Origin of the sequence: Janthinobacterium sp. Mn2066, assembly GCF_049319705.1 — a bacterium.
Taxonomy (GTDB): Bacteria; Pseudomonadota; Gammaproteobacteria; order Burkholderiales; family Burkholderiaceae_D; genus Janthinobacterium.
In genome coordinates this window covers 646,100-665,157 of the sequence record NZ_JBMOUF010000001.1, presented here as the reverse complement: position 1 = coordinate 665,157, position 19,058 = coordinate 646,100, and the positions used below count along the sequence as shown (strand labels likewise).

Genomic DNA, 19,058 nt, shown 5'->3' with positions numbered 1-19,058 from the left:
AGGGAGAGGTGGCTAAGAAGCGCAACCGTACTAAAGTACGGTGAGCATCGCAGGCCGCCTATACCGACGCGCAGTAGCTTGTGTCAGGTACGCTTAGGCAGAACGTAGGCCGCTGGCAGCCTTTGCGATTTCCGTGATGCGGTCCCAGTTGCCGGCCGCAATCGCGTCTTTTGGCGTCAGCCAGGAACCGCCCACGCAGGCGACGTTTTTCAAGGCCAGGAATTGCGACGCCGTGTCTTGCGAAATGCCGCCGGTCGGGCAGAAAGTCACGTCAGGCAAGGGGCCGTAGATGGCGTTCAGCATGCCGATGCCGCCAGCTGGCACGGCCGGGAACAATTTGAGTTGCTGGAAGCCGTTTTCACGCGCCGCCATCACTTCGCCTGGCGTCATCACGCCTGGCAACAGTGGCAAGCCGCTGCTTTTCGCTGCCGCCACCAGCGCTGCCGTCAAGCCTGGCGAGACGCCAAACACGGCGCCTGCGTCACGCGCCTGGGCAAATTCCTCGGGACGGGTCAGGGTGCCCACGCCGACGATGGCGCCCGGCACTTCGGACATGGCGCGGATCGCTTCCAGGCCGTGTTTGGTGCGCAGGGTGACTTCCAGCACGCGGATGCCGCCCGCCACCAGCGCGCGCGCCAGCGGTACGGCATGGTCAGGGTCGTCGATCGCGATCACGGGGATCACGCTCGAGGTGCGCATAATTTCCAGTAGGGTCATGGTCATCTTTATTTCCTTGCCAAAAAGTCTTCATCGGAACCTGGCACAGTATCGCCGACATTGTCGGCTTCGTGCAAGGCAACCGTGGTGGGAATCGGCGACGGCAGGCTGAAGGTGGTGGCACCCTCTTCCGCCGCGCTGACGGTGGAACGGAACATGGAGAACAGCTCGCGGCCCATGCCGATGTGGTTCGGCGACAGGTCGGCCTGCACCAGGGTGCGCGCATGCCAGACATCGGCCGGCACCAGCGCTTCGAGCACGCCGGTAAAGGCGTCCAGGCGGATGATATCGCCATCGCGCACCAGGCCCAGCGGGCCGCCGGCCAGGATTTCAGGCGACACATGGATCGCCGCCGGCACCTTGCCCGATGCGCCCGACATGCGGCCATCGGTGACCAGCGCCACGTGACGGCCGGCATCCTGCAAATTGGCCAGCGCCGGCGTCAGCGCATGCAATTCCGGCATGCCGTTGGCGCGCGGGCCCTGGAAGCGCAGCACGGCGACGAAATCGCGGTCCAGCTTGCCAGCCTTGTAGGCGGCCATGAAATCTTCCTGCGAATTGAAGACGATGGCAGGCGCTTCCACCGTGCGGTGCTCCGGCTTGACGGCCGAGACCTTCATCACGGCGCGGCCCAGGTTACCCGCGACCAATACCATGCCGCCGTCCGGCGCGAACGGATTCGATGCCGGGCGCAGCACGCTTTCATCGGCGCTGGCCGCTGGTGCATCCTTCCAGAACACCTTGCCGTCTTCGGCCAGGAACGGTTCCATGCAGTGCGCGCGCAAGCCGTGGCCCAGGATCGTGTTGACATCGTCGTGCAGCAAGCCGGCGTCCAGCAATTCGCGGATCAGGAAACCGGTGCCGCCAGCGGCGTGGAAATGGTTCACGTCGGCGTCGCCGTTCGGGTAGATGCGCGTCAACATCGGCACGATGGCCGACAATTCATTGAAATCGTTCCAGTCGATCACGATGCCGGCCGCCTTGGCGATCGCCACCAGGTGCAGGGTGTGGTTGGTGGAACCGCCCGTGGCCAGCAAGCCCACGACGGCGTTGACGATACATTTTTCATCGACGATATGGCCGACCGGCAAATAGCTGCTGCTTTGCGCCGTGATGCTGGCGGCGCGCTGGGCGGCGGCCGTGGTCAAGGCATCGCGCAGCGGCGTGTTCGGCGTAATGAAGGCGGCGCCCGGCAAGTGCAGGCCCATCACTTCCATCAGCATCTGGTTGCTGTTCGCCGTACCGTAAAAGGTACAGGTGCCGGCGCCGTGGTAAGCCTTGGCCTCGCCTTCCAGCAAGTCTTCCCGCGTGGCCTTGCCTTGCGCATACAGTTGGCGCACATGGGCTTTTTCCTTGTTCGACAGGCCCGACGTCATCGGACCGGCCGGCACGAACACGGCCGGCAGGTGGCCGAAGTGCAAGGCGCCAATCAGCAGGCCTGGCACGATCTTGTCGCATACGCCCAGGTACAGGGCCGAGTCGAACATGTTGTGCGACAGCGCCACGGCGGTCGACATGGCGATGGTGTCACGCGAAAACAGCGACAATTCCATGCCCGGCTGGCCTTGCGTCACGCCATCGCACATGGCAGGCACACCGCCGGCGAACTGGGCCACGGCGCCCACTTCGCGCACGGCCTGCTTGATAATCTGCGGAAAACGCTCGAACGGCTGGTGCGCCGACAGCATGTCGTTATACGAGGAAACGATGGCCACCGACGGCTTCTTGTACTCTTTCAGCGACAGCTTGTCGTTGGCGGGGAAGGCGGCAAAGCCGTGGGCCAGGTTGGTGCACGACAGCGCGCCGCGCTGCACGCCCTGGATGCGGGCCGCGTCCAGGTGCGCCAGATAGGCGCCGCGCGATGGCCGGCTGCGCGCGATGATGCGCGCTGTTACGGATTCGACTACTGGATGCAGCGCCATGATGGATTTCCTTAAAAAAGTATTTTGTGAAATTTTACTACAAAATGGTTGAGCAGAAGCACTCTTGCTGGGGCCAACACTAGAAATAATCCATTTTTCCACTGTTTTACTGGACAAAAATGCAAAACATTGTCTCGGTGCATTTCTTCCTTATCGACAGCACAACGCTGGGAATCTGCAAGGAAAAACACGGTGGAGCAGATCATACAGAACAATCTGTAGTGAAATTACCTTTTTCTGATGTATTATTCTCGCAGCCGTGCCGTCATAGCCGTTCGCCGCAACGCGCTGACCGCGCCCCATTCAACCGAGACTAGCACTTACTCAAGCACCCAAGCCGACCGCCATGCGCCAGCCCGCCCCTACTCCCGCCATCACCGCCACCGCCAGCTTTCAATCCTTGCAAACGCATAGCGCCAGCCTGCGCGACGTGCATTTGCGCCAGCTGTTTGCGGCAGACCCGCAACGTTTTTCCAGCATGACGGTCGATGCGGCCGGCCTGCTGCTCGATTACTCGAAGAACCGGGTCGACGCCACCGCGCTGTCGCTGCTGATGGACCTGGCGCGCGAACGCGGCGTGGAAGCGCAGCGCGAAGCCATGTTCACCGGCGAAAAAATCAATCTTACCGAACATCGGGCCGTTCTGCATACTGCCTTGCGCGCCCCGCGCGGCACAAAACTGGTGGTCGATGGCCAGGATATCGATGCGGACGTGCAGGATGTGTTGCAACGCGTCAAGGTCTTCACGGACAAGGTACGCAATGGCAGCTGGCTCGGCTACACGGGCAAACCGATTTGCGACATCGTCAATATCGGCATCGGCGGCTCGGACCTGGGCCCGAAAATGGCCTGCCTGGCGCTGCGCTCCTATGCCAATCCCGGCCTGGAAATGCATTTTGTGTCCAACGTCGATGGCCACGACATGGAAGCGACTTTATCCAAGGTCGATCCGGAAACCACCTTGTTCATCGTGGCGTCAAAAACCTTCGTCACGGCTGAAACCATGCTCAACGCCAATACGGCGCGTGCCTGGTTCCTGCTCGAAGGCGAAGAGGCAGATTTGGCCAAGCACTTTGTGGCCGTCTCGACCAATCAGGCCGCCATCGTGGAATTTGGCATCGCACCGGAAAACATGTTCCCGTTCTGGGACTGGGTGGGCGGGCGCTATTCCGTCTGGTCATCGATCGGCCTGGCCGTGGCGCTGTCGGTCGGCTTTGAGTACTTCAGCGATTTCCTCGCTGGCGCGCATGCGATGGACCAGCATTTCCGCACGGCGCCACTGGAACAGAACATGCCGGTGGTACTGGCCATGGTGGGTTTCTGGAACCGCCAGTTCCTCGATTGCGGTTCCGTCTCGATCGCCCCTTACCACCAGGACTTGAGCCGCTTTGCTGCTTACCTGCAACAGCTGGACATGGAAAGCAATGGAAAGCGCGTCACCAAGGATGGCCAGCCGGTCGATGTGCCGACCGGCCCCGTGATCTGGGGCGATTGCGGCACCAATGCCCAGCACGCCTACTTCCAGCTGCTGCACCAGGGCACCGACATCACGCCGATCGATTTTATTGCCGCGCTGCGCGCCACGCACGATTTGCCGGGCCACCACGACGCCTTGCTGGCCAACTGCTTTGCCCAGTCCGAAGCCTTCATGACCGGCAAGACGGGCGACGAAGTACGGGCCGACCTGCAAGCACAAGGCTTGCCGGAAAGCGAAATCGAAGCGCTGGTGCCGCACAAGACTTTCCCCGGCAACCGTCCCAGCAACACCATCCTGATGGACCAATTGACGCCGTTGACCCTGGGCGCCCTGATCGCCCTGTACGAACACAAAACCTTCGTGCAAGGCGTATTGTGGAACGTCAACAGCTTCGACCAGTGGGGCGTGGAACTGGGCAAGGTGCTGGCCAAGAAAATCCAGGCTGAACTGACGGGCTCGGCCCAGCCAGAACAGCACGACAGCTCGACCAATGGCTTGATCGCACTGGCACGGGCGGCAAAAGCAGCATATTAAGCAACAAGTTGAGAAAGCGAGGCCTATGAATATTTACGAGATTAAAGTCGTCAGCGAGCAAGCCATGCAAGTGGGCGAATGCCCGCTGTGGCACGCCAGGGAAGCGGCCCTGTACTGGGTCGATATCGATGGGCGCGCCGTGCACCGCTTGCATCCGGCCACGGGCCAGCAGCAGCGCTGGGAGATGCCGACCGAACCGTCGGCGCTGGCCATCAACGCGGGCGGCGGCCTGATCGTGGCCTTGCGCAGCGGCTTCGCGCACCTCGACACCAAGACGGGCAGCCTGGCGGAAATCGCCCCGGCGCCGTTCGACATGGCGACCACCCGCTTCAACGATGGCAAGGTCGATCCGGCCGGCCGCTTCTGGGTCGGCACGATTTTTGAACCGCGCAGCTCGGCGTCGGCAGAAATGTTCGTGCTGGAAAAAGGCAATGTGCGCAAAGTGTGGTCGGGCGGCATGACGGTCTCGAATGGCCTGGGCTTCAGCCCGGACCAGCACACCATGTACCACGCCGATACCACCACCCATCGCATCGACCGCTTTGATTACGATGTGGCCACCGGCGCCATTTCCGAGCCGCACGCCTTCCAGCGCTTTTCCACCGATAAAAAAGCGGCGGACTATGGCGGACGCCCCGATGGCGCGGCCGTCGATAGCGAAGGCAATTACTGGTCAGCCATGTTTGAAGGCGGCAAGATCCTGCGCTTCGCGCCCGATGGCGAATTGCTCGACGAAATCACCCTGCCCGTACGCTGCCCGACCATGGTCACCTTCGGCGGCCCGGACTTGCGCACCTTGTATATCACCAGCGCCAGCCACAACCGTTCGGCAGACGAGATCGCCGAATACCCCTTGACGGGCCAAGTGCTGTCGGTGCGCGTGGATGTGGCGGGACAGCTGGAAACGGCTTACCAGGCATAAAACTACGCCGTTTTTCTCGATTTCACCCCAACGGTGAAATACCGGGGTCAGACCCGCCGGGTCTGACCCCAGCTCTTGCTTTAGGGGCTACAAAATTCAGCAAAAGCGCAATCTCAACGCGCCAGCACCTTGCGTATCGTCTCGGCCAATTCCGCCGCCACGAACTTCGCCACATAGCCATCGGCGCCCACGCCCTTGACATGGTCTTCGTTGGTCGAGCCTGTCAGCGAGGAATGGATCACCACCGGAATCGAGGCGAAGCGACCGTCGTTCTTGATATTGCGGGTCAGGGTAAAACCATCCATTTCCGGCATTTCCAGGTCGGTCAGCACCAGCGCCACCTTGTCGGCAGCCGTCTTGCCTTCCTGGGCCGCCTGGGTCGAGATCGCCTGTAACCTGTCCCACGCTTCCTTGCCCGTCTTGGTCATGATGAAGGGCACGCCCATCGCTTCCAGGCCTTTTTCGATCAGGGAGCGGGCCAGCAGGGAATCGTCGGCGGCCAGGATCACGGCGCCGGCCGGCAAGCGCACTTGCGGGCCGATGCTGTGCTGGTCCACGTCCGGCTCGCCAGACGGCAATACATTGCGCAGGATTTGTTCCACGTCCAGCACTTGCGCCAGCCGCGTCTTGTCCGTGTCGCCATCGAGGCGCGCAATGCTGGTGATCAGGCCGCCACCCACCGTCGATTCGGCCGACAGCACCTGGTTCCATTCCAGGCGCACGATTTCATCGACTTCTTCCACCGCAAAGGCCTGCGTCGAGCGGGCAAACTCCGTCACCATCAAGATTTTCAAGCCATTGCTCTTGCAACCGACCGCCATCGGCAAGTCGATCACGGGCACGATCTGGCCACGGATATTGACCACGCCCAGCATATGCGGATGCGAGCCGGCGACGGCCGTGATGACGGGCATTTCCATGATTTCGCGCACCTTGAAGACATTGATGCCGAACAACTCGCGGCTGGTGGAATGCTCGCTGGTGCCCAGTTTGAACAGGAAGAGTTCGAATTTATTATTGCCGGTCAGGCTGGTGCGTTCATCGACATCTTGCTGCATTGAATTCATGGTATCCCCTTGAGTGGAGCCGGCGCCCGATGACATGGTATGTTTTTTGATTATACGGATTTTCACTTTCTGAAAAGACACTTTACGCGTGGACTTTGTCCCGCGTCTGCATTTCTTGACCTGCTTGTTGCTACAGCGCAAATCGTTGCATTGCGTACCCGAAAAATTCCCGAGCAAGCATGGCTTTCCTCGAAAAACGGTCTGTTGGCGCGCCAGACGCGCAGGCCTGGCGAAGCGCATATAATGACTGTGCGGCGCGCTTCCACAGAGTGGCCATAATGTAGTAAAATTTCTTGCAATTGCCACTTCTACGTAGTAAATTTACACTACTGAATTTATCACGAACTTACAACACCGAACAAAACCGTAGCGAGCGGATGAGAGTTGTGGCTGAGAAGCGGAGCTGTGCGCATGCACAGTGAGCATCGGTGGCCGCAAATCGCGACGCGCAGCAGGTTTTGATAGGCGTTCTTAGTAGCAGCAACAGACTGGCACTTCCGGTCGGCCCCTCCCCGCTCCGGCTCTCTTACTTTTGCGACGATACTCACTTATGGCTCTTACCGATTTTGACCTGGTCCTGTTTGGCGGCAGCGGCGATTTAGCAATGCGTAAATTACTGCCTGCCATGTATGCACGCGACGTTGCCAACGATTTGCCACCGACGGCGCGCATCATCTGCGTGGGCCGCCAGGACAGCGGCCAGGACGCTTTCCTGAAAATGGTGGAAACCAATTCCCGCCCGCACATCAAGGCCAGCACCCTGAATGCGGCCACCTGGAGCCGCTTTTGCGCGCGCATCGTCTACGTGTCGCTCAACGCCAGCGACGCCAAGACCTATGCCCCGCTGATCGAAGCGCTGCGCGACGGCAGCGACCTGACCCGCGTCTACTACCTGGCCACGCCGCCGCATTTGTTTGCGCTGATTTGCGACAACCTGGAAGAAAACGGCCTGGTGACGCCGAACTCGCGCGTGGTACTGGAAAAACCGCTGGGCCGCGACCTGGCCAGCGCCAAGCAGATCAATGCCGAAGTGGGCAAGGTGTTCCAGGAATCGCAGATCTACCGTATCGACCATTACCTGGGCAAGGAAACCGTCCAGAACTTGCTGGCTTTGCGCTTCGGCAATATCCTGTTCGAGCCGCTGTGGCGCCGTGAATGGATTTCCGACGTGCAAATCACCATCGCCGAAAAACTCGGCGTGGGCAACCGCATGGGGTATTACGACACGTCCGGCGCGCTGCGCGACATGTTGCAAAACCACTTGCTGCAACTGCTGTGCATCGTCGCCATGGAACCGCCGACCTCGATCGCACCGGACGCCGTGCGCGATGAAAAACTGCAAGTGCTGCGTTCGCTGAAAAAATTCACGCCAACCACCTTGTCGCAAAACATCGTGCGCGGCCAGTACCGCGCCGGCCACGTCGATGGCGCGGCCGTGCCGAGCTACCGCGACGAACCCGATGCACCGGCCCAGTCGCGCACCGAAACCTTTGTCGCGATGAAGGCGGAGATCGATACCTGGCGCTGGGCCGGCGTGCCGTTCTACCTGCGCACCGGTAAACGCATGGCCGACAGCCTGGCCGAAATCGTCGTGCGCTTCAAGCAGATTCCGCACTCGATCTTCAACCAGCCAACCTCGAGCTTCCAGCCGAACTGCCTGGTGATCCGCTTGCAACCGGACGAAGGCCTGAGCCTGAACCTGATGGCCAAGACGCCGGGCGACGCCATGCGCTTGAAGCCGGCGGAACTGGAACTCGATTTCCGCGAATCGTTCAAGAGCCCGCGCATGGACGCCTACGAGCGCCTGCTGCTGGACGTCCTGCGCGGCCAGCTGACCCTGTTCATGCGCGGCGACGAACTGGAAGCGGCCTGGGAATGGGTCGAGCCTATCCTGGAAAACTGGGAACAGAACGAGAGCGCCCCGCTGCCATACACCTCGGGCACCTGGGGGCCGGCAGCAGCCAGCGCCCTGATCGGCCGCGATGGGCTGCAGTGGCGTGAAGAAGCTTTGCCGGAAGACTAACCAGCAAGGCAAGAAGCCTGTCCATTCACGGACAGGCTGTTACTCGAATTGACGTCTCCCAAAAAAAACCAACTCAAAAGACTAACCTGATGCTGCTTGACTCCATCCGCACCCAGCTCGATTCGCTCTCCAAGTCGGAGAAAAAAGTCGCGCTGGCCGTGCTAGACCAGCCTAACCAGACGGTCAGCCAGAACATCACGGCGCTGGCGAAAAGCGCGCAGGTGTCGGAACCGACGGTGGTGCGCTTTTGCCGCACGCTCGGTTATGACGGCTGGCACGAATTCAAGCTGAAGCTGGCGCAGGGCCTGGCCCTGGCCATGCCCGGCGCGAACGAGCAGCCGGCGCAGGACGACCTGGCGGCGGACCTGGTCAACAAGATCTGCAGCCGCTCGATCAATACCCTGCTCGACCTGCGCAACAACCTGAACCCGGAAGCGATCCAGCGGGCGCTCGACATCCTGTCGCGCGCCAGCAAGATCGAATTTTATGGCCAGGGCACGTCGGGCATCGTGGCGGCCGACGCGCAGCACAAGTTTTTCCGCTCGGGCGTGCCAACGGTGGCCTACAGCGATCCGAATATCCACAGCATCGCCGCAGCCCTGCTGCGCAGCGGCGACGCGCTGGTGGCCATCTCGCAGCGCGGCAACAGCCCGGCCCTGGTGCGCTCCGTGAAACTGGCGCGCCGCGGCGGCGCCGACATCATCGTGCTGGCCCCCTCGGGCACGCCGCTGGCCGACCTGGCCACCGTGCTGATCCCGATCGACCTGATCTTCAATACCGACCCCTACACTCCCATCTCGGCCCGCCTGGCCTACCTGGTGGTGATCGACGTGCTGGCTGTGGGCCTGGCGCTGCAGCGGGGACCGGAATTCCGCAAGAAGATGCAGAATGCGCAGAAAGCGCTGCAGGAATTCGACATGCAATTTGATTCATTTATTGGCTGAGCGGTTATAGTTCGTGAAGTAGCAACAGAAATCTGGGGTCAGACCCGACGGGTCTGACCCCGGCCTTAACCACTTTCAGTATAATTTCCGGCATGAATCAATTAGAACAGCTCAAACAATTCACTACCGTAGTGGCCGACACCGGCGACTTCCAGTCGATCCAGGCGTACACGCCGCGCGATGCGACGACGAATCCTTCGCTGATCCTGAAAGCGGTGCAAAAGGATGAGTACAAGCCGCTGCTGGAAAAGGCCGTGCGCGACCGTCCTGACGCTTCCACCGGCGACATCATCGATCATTTGCTGATCGCTTTCGGCGTGGAAATCCTGAAAACCATCCCTGGCCGCGTCTCGACCGAAGTCGATGCCCGCCTGTCGTTCGACACGGCAGGCACGGTGGCCAAGGGCCGCCAGCTGATCGCCCTGTATGAACAGGCCGGCGTGGCGCGCGAGCGCGTGCTGATCAAGATCGCCGCCACCTGGGAAGGCATCCGCGCGGCCGAAATCCTGGAAAAGGACGGCATCCACTGCAATATGACCCTGCTGTTCTCGCTGGCGCAAGCGATTGCCTGCGCCGAAGCGGGCGCCAAGCTGATTTCGCCTTTCGTCGGCCGCATCTATGACTGGTACAAGAAATCGACCGGCATCGATTACGAGGGCGCCGAAGATCCGGGCGTGCAGTCCGTCAAGCGCATCTACAACTACTACCGCAAGTTCGGCTACGACACCGAAGTGATGGGCGCGAGCTTCCGCAACACCTCGCAAATCCTGGAACTGGCCGGCTGCGACCTGCTGACCATCAGCCCCGACCTGCTGCAAAAACTGGCCGACAGCGATGCGCACGTGGCGCGCAAGCTGAGCGCCGATACGGCGCCAGGCGCCAACATCGTCAAGATTTCGCTCGATGAAAAAGACTTCCGCTTCATGCTCAATGAAGACGCGATGGCGACCGAAAAACTGGCCGAAGGCATCCGCGCCTTCTGCGTCGATTCGGGCAAGCTGAAACAGATGATTGCCGCGCTGCGTTAATCCCTGATCGCAAAAAAAGCGGCGTCCGTGCACTGCACGGCGCCGCTTTTTTCATGCCTGCAAAACTCAGGAACAACGGAAGGTGGCGATGCCCTGGTAGTTGGCGCCATTGGCCAGCACCAGCTTGTAGCCGCCCGTGAGCAGGTAGCGGCCCGCACCACCGTCGCCCAGCGCCAGCAAGGTGCCCGAATCGCCGCCCAGGAAACCGCCGCCGATCAGGCTCATGTCTGGCCGGCTCATGGTGCCGGTGCCGCTGATACGGCCCGTGCTGCCGCCGGCAGTGGCGTCGACCGTCATGCTCAGCACCGCGCCCGAAGGGCCAAAGACCACGCTGGCGCTGCCGCTGGCCGTGCCGAAATAGGCGGCCGGCTGCACGCTGGCGCCGCCCGTGTAGCTGGGCGCCGTGTAGCTGCCCCCGTCGCATTGCAGGCTGCCGCTGGTGGGCAAGGCTGCCACGGCGTTGTACACGCTGTAGTGGGCGCTGGCGTTATTGCCGCTCAGGACAGTCGCGCCGGAGGCATTCGTGATGGTGCCGCTGAACCAGCGGCCTTGCGCAAAGCTGGCGTCGCCGCTGATCTCGCGCGTGATGGCGGGCGTGCCGCTGAAGCTGCTATCCGCAATCACGCTGAGGGCGCCGCTGCTGCCCTGCGTGACGCGCGTCAGGATGCCGGTACTTTGACTGGCGACATTCAGCAGCATGTAGCGTGGACTGGCGCCCTGCACGTAGGCGGCGCTGACGCTGCCCGTATCACCGGTAGCCGCAGGAGGCGTTACCGGCGGGGGCGGATTGACGACAGCCGTTGTATCGGAGGAAGAGGAAGAACCACCGCCGCAAGCGCTCAGGGCGCAGGCCAGCAGCAAAATGGCAGGGGAAAAACGCAATGCTCGATAGGATGTGCTCATGTATCTCTAGTCTGTATCAATAAAAAGCCGGCAAGATCGGTACGGCACGCATGCCGTCCAGGCCGGCCGTCCAGTGTAATGAATTGGCGTGCCTGGCGTCGCACGCATGCCATCCTTGCCATCGATATTTTCTGGTTAAACAAGAAACAGTTTCAAGGGCTGGCCACTGTTTACCCCTGCGCCCGCCCGCTAGACTGGACGATTTCGCCAGGAGTCCCCATGACGCCATGCCCACTTGCCAGCCTGAACTTGGCCGGCCATCCCCGTTTCCCCCTGTTGCACGACACCACGCCGATCGAGCGGCTGGCGCGGCTTGAACAGCAGCTGGGGCCGGCCCTGAACGGGGTGCAGTTGTATGTGAAACGCGACGACCATATGCGCCTGGGCGGCGGCGGCAACAAACTGCGCAAGCTGGAATTTTTACTGGGCCAGGCGCTGGCCGACGGCGCCGATACGGTGATCACGGTAGGCGGCCTGCAATCGAACCATGCGCGCCTGACGGCGGCCGCCGCCGCGCTGGCCGGCTTGCAGTGCGAGCTGGTGCTGACGCGCCAGGTGCCGCGCAGCGATGCCGACTATGAACACAGCGGCAATGTGCTGCTGGACGGCCTGTTCGGCGCAAGCGTGCACGCCCTGCCCGGCAGCGTGAATGGCTTATCCTGGGCGAACGAACGGGCCGACGCCTTGCGCGCCCGGGGCCGCAAGGTGGCCGTCCTGCCGACCGGCGGTTCGACGCCGCTGGGCAGCCTTGGCTACGCCGTCTGTGCGCAGGAAATCGCGCAGCAGTCGCAGCAGATGGGATTGGCTTTCCAGCAGGTCATCGTCCCCAACGGCAGCGCGGGCACGCATGCGGGCTTGTCGGCCGGCTTTGCCGCGCTGGGCCTGTCCGCCAGCCTGGTGCGCTCGCATGCGGTGCTGGCCGAGGCGTCCGTGAGCCGGCAGCGCACCTGGGAACTGGCGCAGCAGGCGCTGGCCCTGCTCGGCAGCGAAGCCAGCGTCGCGCTGGAAGAGATCGACGTCGATGGCGCGCAGCGGGGCGCCGGCTACGGCCTGCCGACAGCGGCCATGCTGGACGCCGTGCGCCTGCTGGCGCGCACCCAGGGCTTGCTGCTCGATCCTGTCTATTCGGGCAAGGCCTTCGCCGGCATGCTGGCCGATATCGCGGCCGGCCGCTACGCGCCAGGCCAGGCCATCCTGTTCGTGATGACGGGCGGCGCGCCGGGGCTGTATGCTTATCGTGAAGCGTTCTCTACCGCTACCCTCTAGAATAGGCGCTTGTCGTTCATTTTGCAGGAAGCCGCATGCCGTCCCCCATCACCATCCGCCTGGGCCGCCGGGCCCGCGCCCGCATCGCACAAGAAGGCTTGCGCGCGCAAGACATCGCCATCGTGCCGGCCGCCGCTGGCGGGCCGAAAGGCTTGATCCTGCACCAGCTCGATTGCTGGCTGTTCGGCGACTTCCTGGCCGGCGCACCGCGCCCGCGCCAGTTTGTCGGCGCCTCGATCGGCGCGTGGCGCATGGCGGCGGCCGCCTTTGCCGACCCGGTGGCGGCGCAGCGCCGGCTGGTACGCGAATATGTGGGACAGCGTTATCCGGACAAGCCCGATGCGGCGCACGTCAGCCGCACCTGCCGCGCCCTGCTCGACGCCGTGCTCGATGGCCAGGAAACGCAACTGCTGCAGCACCCGCGGCACAGCGTGTCGGTGCTGGCTGCGCGCGGCATCGGCGCACTGGCGCAGCCGGGCCGCGAGCGGCGCGGCTTTTTGCTGGCCGCCGCCAGCAATATGCTGGGACGCGCGCACCTGGCCCATTCGCTGGAGCGCGTGGTATTCCATGCGGGGCCGGACAACGCCGGCTGGCTGCGCCCCCGTTTCGACGCTTTTAACGCCCACTTCGTGCCGCTGGCGCAAAACAATCTGCGCGACGCGCTGCTGGCCTCGGGTTCGATTCCACTGGTGCTCGATGCAGTCAGCGGCATCGCGGGCGCACCATCGGGGCGGCTGTGGGATGGCGGCTTGATCGACTACCATTTGCACCTGCCCTACCAGCGCGAGCCGGACCTGGTGCTGTATCCGCATTTCACCGACCATATCGTGCCGGGCTGGCTGGACAAGGCCATGCCGTGGCGCCGCGCGCGGGCCAACGATCCGGCGCTGGAAAACATGATCCTGGTCTCGCCCTCGGCCGATTTCGTAGCCAGCCTGCCCAACCGCAAACTGCCGGACCGGGCCGACTTTCCCCGCTACGGGCAAGACCACGCGGCCCGCATCCGCGACTGGCGCCTGGCGATCGCCGAAAGCGAACGTTTGGCGGCCGCTTTCGCCCGCTGGGCGGAGCAGCCGGACCTGCGCCAGACCTTGCCGCTATAAGCCTGCCGGCTTTACTGGTGCGTCAGCGCCAGGGCATAGAACTTGACGATGGTGCCGGGTGTCGTCAACGGCGGGCCGGAAACGGCGCTTTGATCGTAGTTGCCGGCCTTGAAGTAAAAACTGGCGCCATTAAAACTGGAGTCCATCGTAAAAGCCTTGACCGTGCCATTGACCGTGACGGTAATGGTGGAGCCAGTCAGGCTCAGCTCATAATTGAAGCGGGTTCCCAGTGGCACGCTGGTGATCGTATAAGTCTTGCCGCTGCCGCCCTGGTTGGTATCTTCCAGGAACAGCTTGACGGCGCCGCCAGAGCTGACTTGCAATTCGCACAGCGGCTTGCTGGGCCCGGTGCCCTGGAATATCTGCGCGATCGCCGTATTGCTGGGCACCTTGGTCACCGCCACCGTCGCATTGAGCTTGTTGATGCCACTGGTGGTCCAGATGGCGTTTTCACGCAATTCCGTGCGCGGATGCTTGGAGCCGGAAGTGGTCCAGCCCTGCACCGGGTCCATCATCACCATCGCCCCATCGCTGCTGTCGGTATAAAAATAATAGGGGTTGGTAAAACCGGCGGCCAGACCGGCGCCGCTGACGGTATCGACCTTGCCAGATGCACCGGTCGGCAACTGCAAGGTAAATGGCGCCAGGTTGAAATTCGCTCCCGGCGCCTTGGCGGGACTCAAGGCTTGCGTCACCGCCTCGACACTCGCCAGTAGCTGCGTGTCTGGATTGGCACTACCGCCGCATGCCGCAAGCGTGCCGGTCAATACTGTCGCCATCAAAGTCTTTATCAATGCCGTAGCCATTTTTACCCCTGTTTTTTACGATAGGCATTTGACATTACTCTTGAATGCTACTTTTAACAACATTTTACTGACAAGAAAAAGCCCCGATGATTCCTCATCAGGGCTGAATGGCATCCGGCAGCGCTGGGGAATCGGCAGTTATTGGTGCGTCAGCGCCAAGGCATAGAATTTGACGATGGTGCCAGGCGTCGTCAACGGCGTGCCGGAGACGGCGCTTTGATCGTAGTTGCCGGCCTTGAAGTAAAAACTTTCTCCATTAAAGCTGGCATCCATCGTAAACGTCTTGACCGTGCCATTGACCGTGACGGTAATGGTGGAGCCGGTCAGGCTCAACTCGTAATTGAAGCGGCTGCCCACGGACACGCTGCCAATCGGATACGTCTGCGCACTGCCGCCCTGATTGGTGTTCTCCAGTAAAAGATTCACCGCACCGCCAGCCGTGACCTGCAATTCGCACAGTGGCTTGCTCGGCCCGCTACCCTGGAAAATCTGGCCGACCGTGGTTTTGCTCGGCACCTGGGCTACCGCCACGGTCGCATCGAGCTTGTTGACGCCATGCGTGTGCCAGGTCGCATTTTCCCGCATTTCCGTGCGCGGATGCTGCGAGCCGGAGGTGGTCCAGCCCTGCGTCGGGTCGACCATGACCAGCGCACCGTCCGAACTGTCGGTATAAAAATAAGAGGGATTGACATAGCCGGCAGCAAGGCTGGCGCCGCTGACGGTATCGACATTGCCGGACGAACCGCTCGGCAGCTGCAAGGTAAACGGCGCCAGGTTGAAATTCGAGCCGGGCGCGCGGCCGGGATTCAAGGTTTGCCCGGTCGAGGCTCCGCTGCTCAGCACTTGCGCATTTGCATCAGCGCCAACACCGCCACCACCACATGCCGTCAGCATGCCGATAAGCAAGGTACTAAGCAGACCTGCAATTATTCTGTTTTGCATTTTTTTCCTGTTGTTGGTTGGATAGCCAGCGGTTTTGAAAAGTTGCCTAAAGGAACTTTACAGGACTATGGAAACCTTTTTTTCGGCACATGCTATTTGTAATGCACTTGTAATGAAGTGTCTGTCATCAGCGGGTCATGGCAGGCCGGTATATTGATGGCGCGCCGCCCATCTGCCGGGGGCTCCATCCATCTGAAGAAAGTTGTCATGACGACTGTTGCGCTGAAAATTGGTATCGCTTTAAGCCTGGCCGCCGGTGTCGGCGCCGCGACTGCACAGAGCAGTTTCCCGACCCTCGACGGCAAGGCGCCGCTGGTGATCGGCCATCGCGGCTTTCCCGGCCTGTATCCGGAAAGTACCCGCCCGTCCTACGAGGCAGCCGCCGATGCGGACGCCGACGTGCTGGAAATGGACGTGCACATGAGCCGCGACTGCGTGCTGGTGGTGCGCCACAATCCCTGGCTCAGCGATAACACCAATATCGCCCAGGTGGCCGAACACAACCCCGCTGTCGCCGCGCGCAAGCGCACGGTGCCCGGCGTGCAGGTGAAAGTCGCGTATGACAGCACGGCCATCGGCGGCCCCGCCAGCTATCTGAGCGACCGCACGAACCCGGCGGACCCCAGATCCGTGCTCAAGTCGCTGGTGGTCGACGGCGAAGACCATACGGGCGACTGGGCCATCAGCGACTTTACGGTCGCGGAACTGAAGCAATGGCTGGGCGGCACCACCTACGATGCGCGCGAACTGCGCCCGACGGAGATGAATGGCAAGTTCCCCATCCTGACGATGCAGGAAGTATTCGACATCGCGCGCGCCAAGAGCGCGGCGCTGGGCCGCAACATCGCCGTCTATCCGGAATCGAAAAATCCGTACTGGAACAATGCCCAGGCGATCGCCAACGGCTGCGGCAGCGGCGCCCATCCGTTCGAGGACGCCTTCGTCAAGCTGGTCGAGGACAATGGCATGAATAACAGACAGTCGCCGCTGTTCGTGCAAAGCTTCGATCCGGCCAGCCTGAAATACATGCGTTCCATCGGCTTGAAAAGCAAGGTGGTGCAGTTGATCGATGGCAATGCGATCGACTTCCGCACGGGCGAAGTGGTCTACGCCACGCCGGACGCCAGCAACTTCGTCAGCGCCCGCCCCTACAGCTGGACCCTGGCCGGCGACGGCCGCTTTTTCGGCGCCATGCTGACCCCGGCCGGGCTGGCCGAGATCAAGACTTATGCCGACGGCATCGGCCCGTGGAAGCCGCAGCTGATGTCCTGGACCATTGCGCCTTTCCAGGGCGAAGGCCATGGCGCGCTGGCCGATGTCAATACGGCCACGCCGACTGCCGTCATCGCCGACGCCCACCGTGCCGGCCTGTTCGTGCACAGCTTTACCTTCCGCAATGAAGGCAAATACCTGGCAGGCATGTATCACGGCGCGCCAGAGGCCGAGCTGCAAGATTTTTTCCGGGCCGGTATCGATGGCGTATTCACTGACTTTGCGCCGACAGCCGTGCAGGCCCTGAAAAAGTACCGCCTGCAGTCCCAATAAAAAGCCGCGGCAAGCCAGCAACAGATGCCCACGAAGTGCGCCGTTTAGTTACCTATTGGTTAGCAAACGGCGCATACTATGGCACACAGGCAATTTATTTCTTCCCGCGACAGGAGTCCGACCATGCACGCTCTCTCCCATCTTCGCATCGGCAGCCGCCTGGCCGCCGGCTTTGCACTGGTGCTGCTGCTATCCGTCATTTCAACCGCCTACGCCCTGTTCAGCGCCCATGCGAATGCTGAAGCAACCCGGCAGATGATGCAAAAACCGCTGGCCAAGGAACGTCTGGTATCGGACTGGTATGTGCTGATCTATTCCGCCATCGCGCGCACCTCGATGATCACCAGGAGCACGGACGAGACCCTGGCGACCGTGTTTGCCGAACCGATTGCCGAGAGCACCCGCCAGGGCGGCGAACTGCTGAAGAAGATCGAGGAACTGCTCGACAGCGACGAAGAAAAAGCCATTTTCAAGGCATCGATAGCTGAGCGCGTGAAATACCAGGACGCCAAGACCCTGGTCATGAATGCGCGCAAGGCCGGCGATCCGGCCAAGGCGGAAGCCATCTACCGCGACAGTTTCGCGCCGGCCGCCACCAGCTACCAGGCGAATGTGAAGGCGCTGCTGGCGCAGCAGCGCAAGGCCATCGACGCCACCGCCAAGTCGATCGAAGCGGCGAATGGGCGCAGCTTCACCCTCTTGTTGCTGCTGTGTGCGCTGGCCGTGGCGCTGGGCAGCCTGTGCGCCTGGCTGATCACGCACTCGATCACCAAGCCCCTTAAAACAGCCGTGAAAGTGGCTGAAACGGTGGCCCAGGGCGATTTGCGCACCAACTTTGAACCACCCGCGCGCGATGAAATCGGCGACCTGATGCGCGCCCTGCATGGCATGAACGAGGCGCTGCGCAAGGTGGTGTCGGAAGTGCAGGCGGGCACGGGCGCCATCGCCACGGCGTCCGGTCAAATCGCCGCCGGCAATACCGACCTGTCGGCCCGCACGGAACAGCAGGCCAGTTCGCTGGAAGAAACAGCCTCATCGATGGAAGAACTGACCTCGACCGTCAAGCAGAACGCCGACAATGCGCGCCAGGCCAACCAGATGGCCGTCACGGCCTCGGGCGTGGCCGAACGGGGCGGCAGCATCGTCAGCCAGGTGGTCGACACCATGGGCGCCATCGATGCGGCCTCGACAAAAATCGTCGACATCATCGGCGTCATCGACGGCATCGCCTTCCAGACCAATATCCTGGCACTGAATGCGGCCGTGGAAGCGGCCAGGGCTGGTGAACAGGGGCGCGGCTTTGCCGTGGTCGCCACCGAAGTGCGCAACCTGGCGCAACGCTCGGCCGCCGCCGCGCGTGAAATCAAGGCCCTGATCGGCGACTCGGTGGAGCAGGTCAACAATGGCACGCGGCTGGTGCAGCAGGCCGGCACCACCATGGGCGACGTGGTCGACAGCGTGCGCCGCGTGACCGATATCATGGCCGAGATCACGGCCGCCAGCGCCGAGCAAAGCGCGGGCATCGACCAGGTCAACCAGGCCATCGCGCAGATGGACCAGGTGACGCAGCAAAACGCGGCGCTGGTGGAAGAAGCGGCGGCGGCGGCCGAAAGCCTGCAGGACCAGGCGACGCGGCTGGCCCAGGTGGCCGCCGGCTTCCAGCTCGAACACACGACCATGGCGGCGCCCGTGCGCGCGGCCGTCACGCGGCTGGCGCCGCAACGCAAAGCGCAAGCCACAAGCCGGCCAGTCGCCAAGCCGCCGATGGCCAGCGCAGGCGCCAGCAGCCTCCGCAAGACGCCGGCGCATATTGCCAAGGATCAAGACTGGGAAGAATTCTAAGCCATCCTGGTACGGCC

15 protein-coding genes are annotated in these 19,058 nt (G+C 62.2%); 9 read left to right on the top strand and 6 right to left on the bottom strand.

Annotated features, from left to right (window positions below; translation table 11 throughout):
- Nucleotides 1–93 precede the first annotated feature (93 nt).
- Together ACL9RI_RS02915 and edd are read right to left on the bottom strand one after the other, a co-directional pair.
- Nucleotides 94–723, bottom strand: a complete 630-nt coding sequence (locus tag ACL9RI_RS02915) for a bifunctional 4-hydroxy-2-oxoglutarate aldolase/2-dehydro-3-deoxy-phosphogluconate aldolase (protein WP_422725078.1) — start codon at nucleotides 721–723, stop codon at nucleotides 94–96.
- Between the two features lie 2 nt (nucleotides 724–725).
- A complete protein-coding gene (gene edd, locus ACL9RI_RS02910; RefSeq protein WP_422725077.1) occupies nucleotides 726–2,639 on the bottom strand; it encodes a phosphogluconate dehydratase in 1,914 nt (637 codons plus the stop codon).
- A 346-nt stretch (nucleotides 2,640–2,985) separates the two neighbouring features.
- Here edd and pgi point away from each other — a divergent pair, with 346 nt between their 5' ends.
- Both pgi and ACL9RI_RS02900 read left to right on the top strand, forming a co-directional pair.
- Nucleotides 2,986–4,650: a glucose-6-phosphate isomerase gene (gene pgi, locus ACL9RI_RS02905; protein ID WP_422725076.1), complete on the top strand. Its 1,665-nt coding sequence runs from the start codon at nucleotides 2,986–2,988 to the stop codon at nucleotides 4,648–4,650.
- Between the two features lie 25 nt (nucleotides 4,651–4,675).
- Complete coding sequence (locus tag ACL9RI_RS02900; protein WP_422725075.1) at nucleotides 4,676–5,572, top strand: SMP-30/gluconolactonase/LRE family protein; 897 nt, start codon at nucleotides 4,676–4,678, stop codon at nucleotides 5,570–5,572.
- 113 nt (nucleotides 5,573–5,685) lie between these two features.
- Here ACL9RI_RS02900 and ACL9RI_RS02895 read toward each other — a convergent pair whose 3' ends face one another.
- Nucleotides 5,686–6,639, bottom strand: a complete 954-nt coding sequence (locus ACL9RI_RS02895; protein WP_422725074.1) for a chemotaxis protein — start codon at nucleotides 6,637–6,639, stop codon at nucleotides 5,686–5,688.
- Between the two features lie 550 nt (nucleotides 6,640–7,189).
- On the opposite strand from ACL9RI_RS02895, the gene zwf reads away from it, so the two are divergent.
- From zwf to tal, 3 genes are all read left to right on the top strand, one after another.
- On the top strand, nucleotides 7,190–8,662 hold the full coding sequence (zwf, locus tag ACL9RI_RS02890) for a glucose-6-phosphate dehydrogenase (protein ID WP_183675724.1): 1,473 nt from the start codon (nucleotides 7,190–7,192) through the stop codon (nucleotides 8,660–8,662).
- An 89-nt stretch (nucleotides 8,663–8,751) separates the two neighbouring features.
- Nucleotides 8,752–9,606, top strand: coding sequence for an SIS domain-containing protein (locus ACL9RI_RS02885; RefSeq protein WP_183675723.1), 855 nt, complete (start codon nucleotides 8,752–8,754; stop codon nucleotides 9,604–9,606).
- A 92-nt stretch (nucleotides 9,607–9,698) separates the two neighbouring features.
- The gene (tal, locus tag ACL9RI_RS02880; RefSeq protein WP_422725073.1) at nucleotides 9,699–10,634 is read left to right on the top strand and encodes a transaldolase; all 936 of its coding nucleotides are present in this window, start codon (nucleotides 9,699–9,701) and stop codon (nucleotides 10,632–10,634) included.
- A 66-nt stretch (nucleotides 10,635–10,700) separates the two neighbouring features.
- Here the strand turns inward: tal and ACL9RI_RS02875 are convergent, their stop codons facing one another.
- On the bottom strand, nucleotides 10,701–11,537 hold the full coding sequence (locus ACL9RI_RS02875; RefSeq protein WP_422725072.1) for a hypothetical protein: 837 nt from the start codon (nucleotides 11,535–11,537) through the stop codon (nucleotides 10,701–10,703).
- Nucleotides 11,538–11,756: 219 nt separating this feature from the next.
- Here ACL9RI_RS02875 and ACL9RI_RS02870 point away from each other — a divergent pair, with 219 nt between their 5' ends.
- Together ACL9RI_RS02870 and ACL9RI_RS02865 are read left to right on the top strand one after the other, a co-directional pair.
- A complete protein-coding gene (locus tag ACL9RI_RS02870) occupies nucleotides 11,757–12,803 on the top strand; it encodes a D-cysteine desulfhydrase family protein (RefSeq protein ID WP_422725071.1) in 1,047 nt (348 codons plus the stop codon).
- Nucleotides 12,804–12,838: 35 nt separating this feature from the next.
- Nucleotides 12,839–13,906, top strand: coding sequence for a patatin-like phospholipase family protein (locus ACL9RI_RS02865; protein WP_422725070.1), 1,068 nt, complete (start codon nucleotides 12,839–12,841; stop codon nucleotides 13,904–13,906).
- Nucleotides 13,907–13,917: 11 nt separating this feature from the next.
- Here the strand turns inward: ACL9RI_RS02865 and ACL9RI_RS02860 are convergent, their stop codons facing one another.
- Both ACL9RI_RS02860 and ACL9RI_RS02855 read right to left on the bottom strand, forming a co-directional pair.
- Nucleotides 13,918–14,685, bottom strand: coding sequence for a polysaccharide lyase family 7 protein (locus tag ACL9RI_RS02860; RefSeq protein ID WP_422725069.1), 768 nt, complete (start codon nucleotides 14,683–14,685; stop codon nucleotides 13,918–13,920).
- A gap of 165 nt (nucleotides 14,686–14,850) precedes the next feature.
- Complete coding sequence (locus tag ACL9RI_RS02855) at nucleotides 14,851–15,654, bottom strand: polysaccharide lyase family 7 protein (RefSeq protein ID WP_422725068.1); 804 nt, start codon at nucleotides 15,652–15,654, stop codon at nucleotides 14,851–14,853.
- A 207-nt stretch (nucleotides 15,655–15,861) separates the two neighbouring features.
- Here ACL9RI_RS02855 and ACL9RI_RS02850 point away from each other — a divergent pair, with 207 nt between their 5' ends.
- Entirely contained in the window at nucleotides 15,862–17,199 is a 1,338-nt protein-coding gene (locus ACL9RI_RS02850) for a glycerophosphodiester phosphodiesterase family protein (protein WP_422725067.1), read from the top strand.
- 123 nt (nucleotides 17,200–17,322) lie between these two features.
- Nucleotides 17,323–19,041: a methyl-accepting chemotaxis protein gene (locus ACL9RI_RS02845; protein ID WP_422725066.1), complete on the top strand. Its 1,719-nt coding sequence runs from the start codon at nucleotides 17,323–17,325 to the stop codon at nucleotides 19,039–19,041.
- Nucleotides 19,042–19,058 lie beyond the last annotated feature (17 nt).

Bases quoted from the DNA above. Each gene is read 5' to 3' on its own strand.
- ACL9RI_RS02845 (WP_422725066.1), top strand. From the start codon at position 17,323: ATGCACGCTCTCTCCCATCTTCGCATCGGCAGCCGCCTGGCCGCCGGC.
- ACL9RI_RS02900 (WP_422725075.1), top strand. From the start codon at position 4,676: ATGAATATTTACGAGATTAAAGTCGTCAGCGAGCAAGCCATGCAAGTG.
- edd (WP_422725077.1), bottom strand. From the start codon at position 2,639: ATGGCGCTGCATCCAGTAGTCGAATCCGTAACAGCGCGCATCATCGCG.
- ACL9RI_RS02865 (WP_422725070.1), top strand. From the start codon at position 12,839: ATGCCGTCCCCCATCACCATCCGCCTGGGCCGCCGGGCCCGCGCCCGC.
- ACL9RI_RS02870 (WP_422725071.1), top strand. From the start codon at position 11,757: ATGACGCCATGCCCACTTGCCAGCCTGAACTTGGCCGGCCATCCCCGT.
- ACL9RI_RS02860 (WP_422725069.1), bottom strand. From the start codon at position 14,685: ATGGCGACAGTATTGACCGGCACGCTTGCGGCATGCGGCGGTAGTGCC.
- pgi (WP_422725076.1), top strand. From the start codon at position 2,986: ATGCGCCAGCCCGCCCCTACTCCCGCCATCACCGCCACCGCCAGCTTT.
- ACL9RI_RS02895 (WP_422725074.1), bottom strand. From the start codon at position 6,639: ATGAATTCAATGCAGCAAGATGTCGATGAACGCACCAGCCTGACCGGC.
- ACL9RI_RS02885 (WP_183675723.1), top strand. From the start codon at position 8,752: ATGCTGCTTGACTCCATCCGCACCCAGCTCGATTCGCTCTCCAAGTCG.
- ACL9RI_RS02850 (WP_422725067.1), top strand. From the start codon at position 15,862: ATGACGACTGTTGCGCTGAAAATTGGTATCGCTTTAAGCCTGGCCGCC.
- tal (WP_422725073.1), top strand. From the start codon at position 9,699: ATGAATCAATTAGAACAGCTCAAACAATTCACTACCGTAGTGGCCGAC.
- ACL9RI_RS02875 (WP_422725072.1), bottom strand. From the start codon at position 11,537: ATGAGCACATCCTATCGAGCATTGCGTTTTTCCCCTGCCATTTTGCTG.
- ACL9RI_RS02855 (WP_422725068.1), bottom strand. From the start codon at position 15,654: ATGCAAAACAGAATAATTGCAGGTCTGCTTAGTACCTTGCTTATCGGC.
- ACL9RI_RS02915 (WP_422725078.1), bottom strand. From the start codon at position 723: ATGACCATGACCCTACTGGAAATTATGCGCACCTCGAGCGTGATCCCC.
- zwf (WP_183675724.1), top strand. From the start codon at position 7,190: ATGGCTCTTACCGATTTTGACCTGGTCCTGTTTGGCGGCAGCGGCGAT.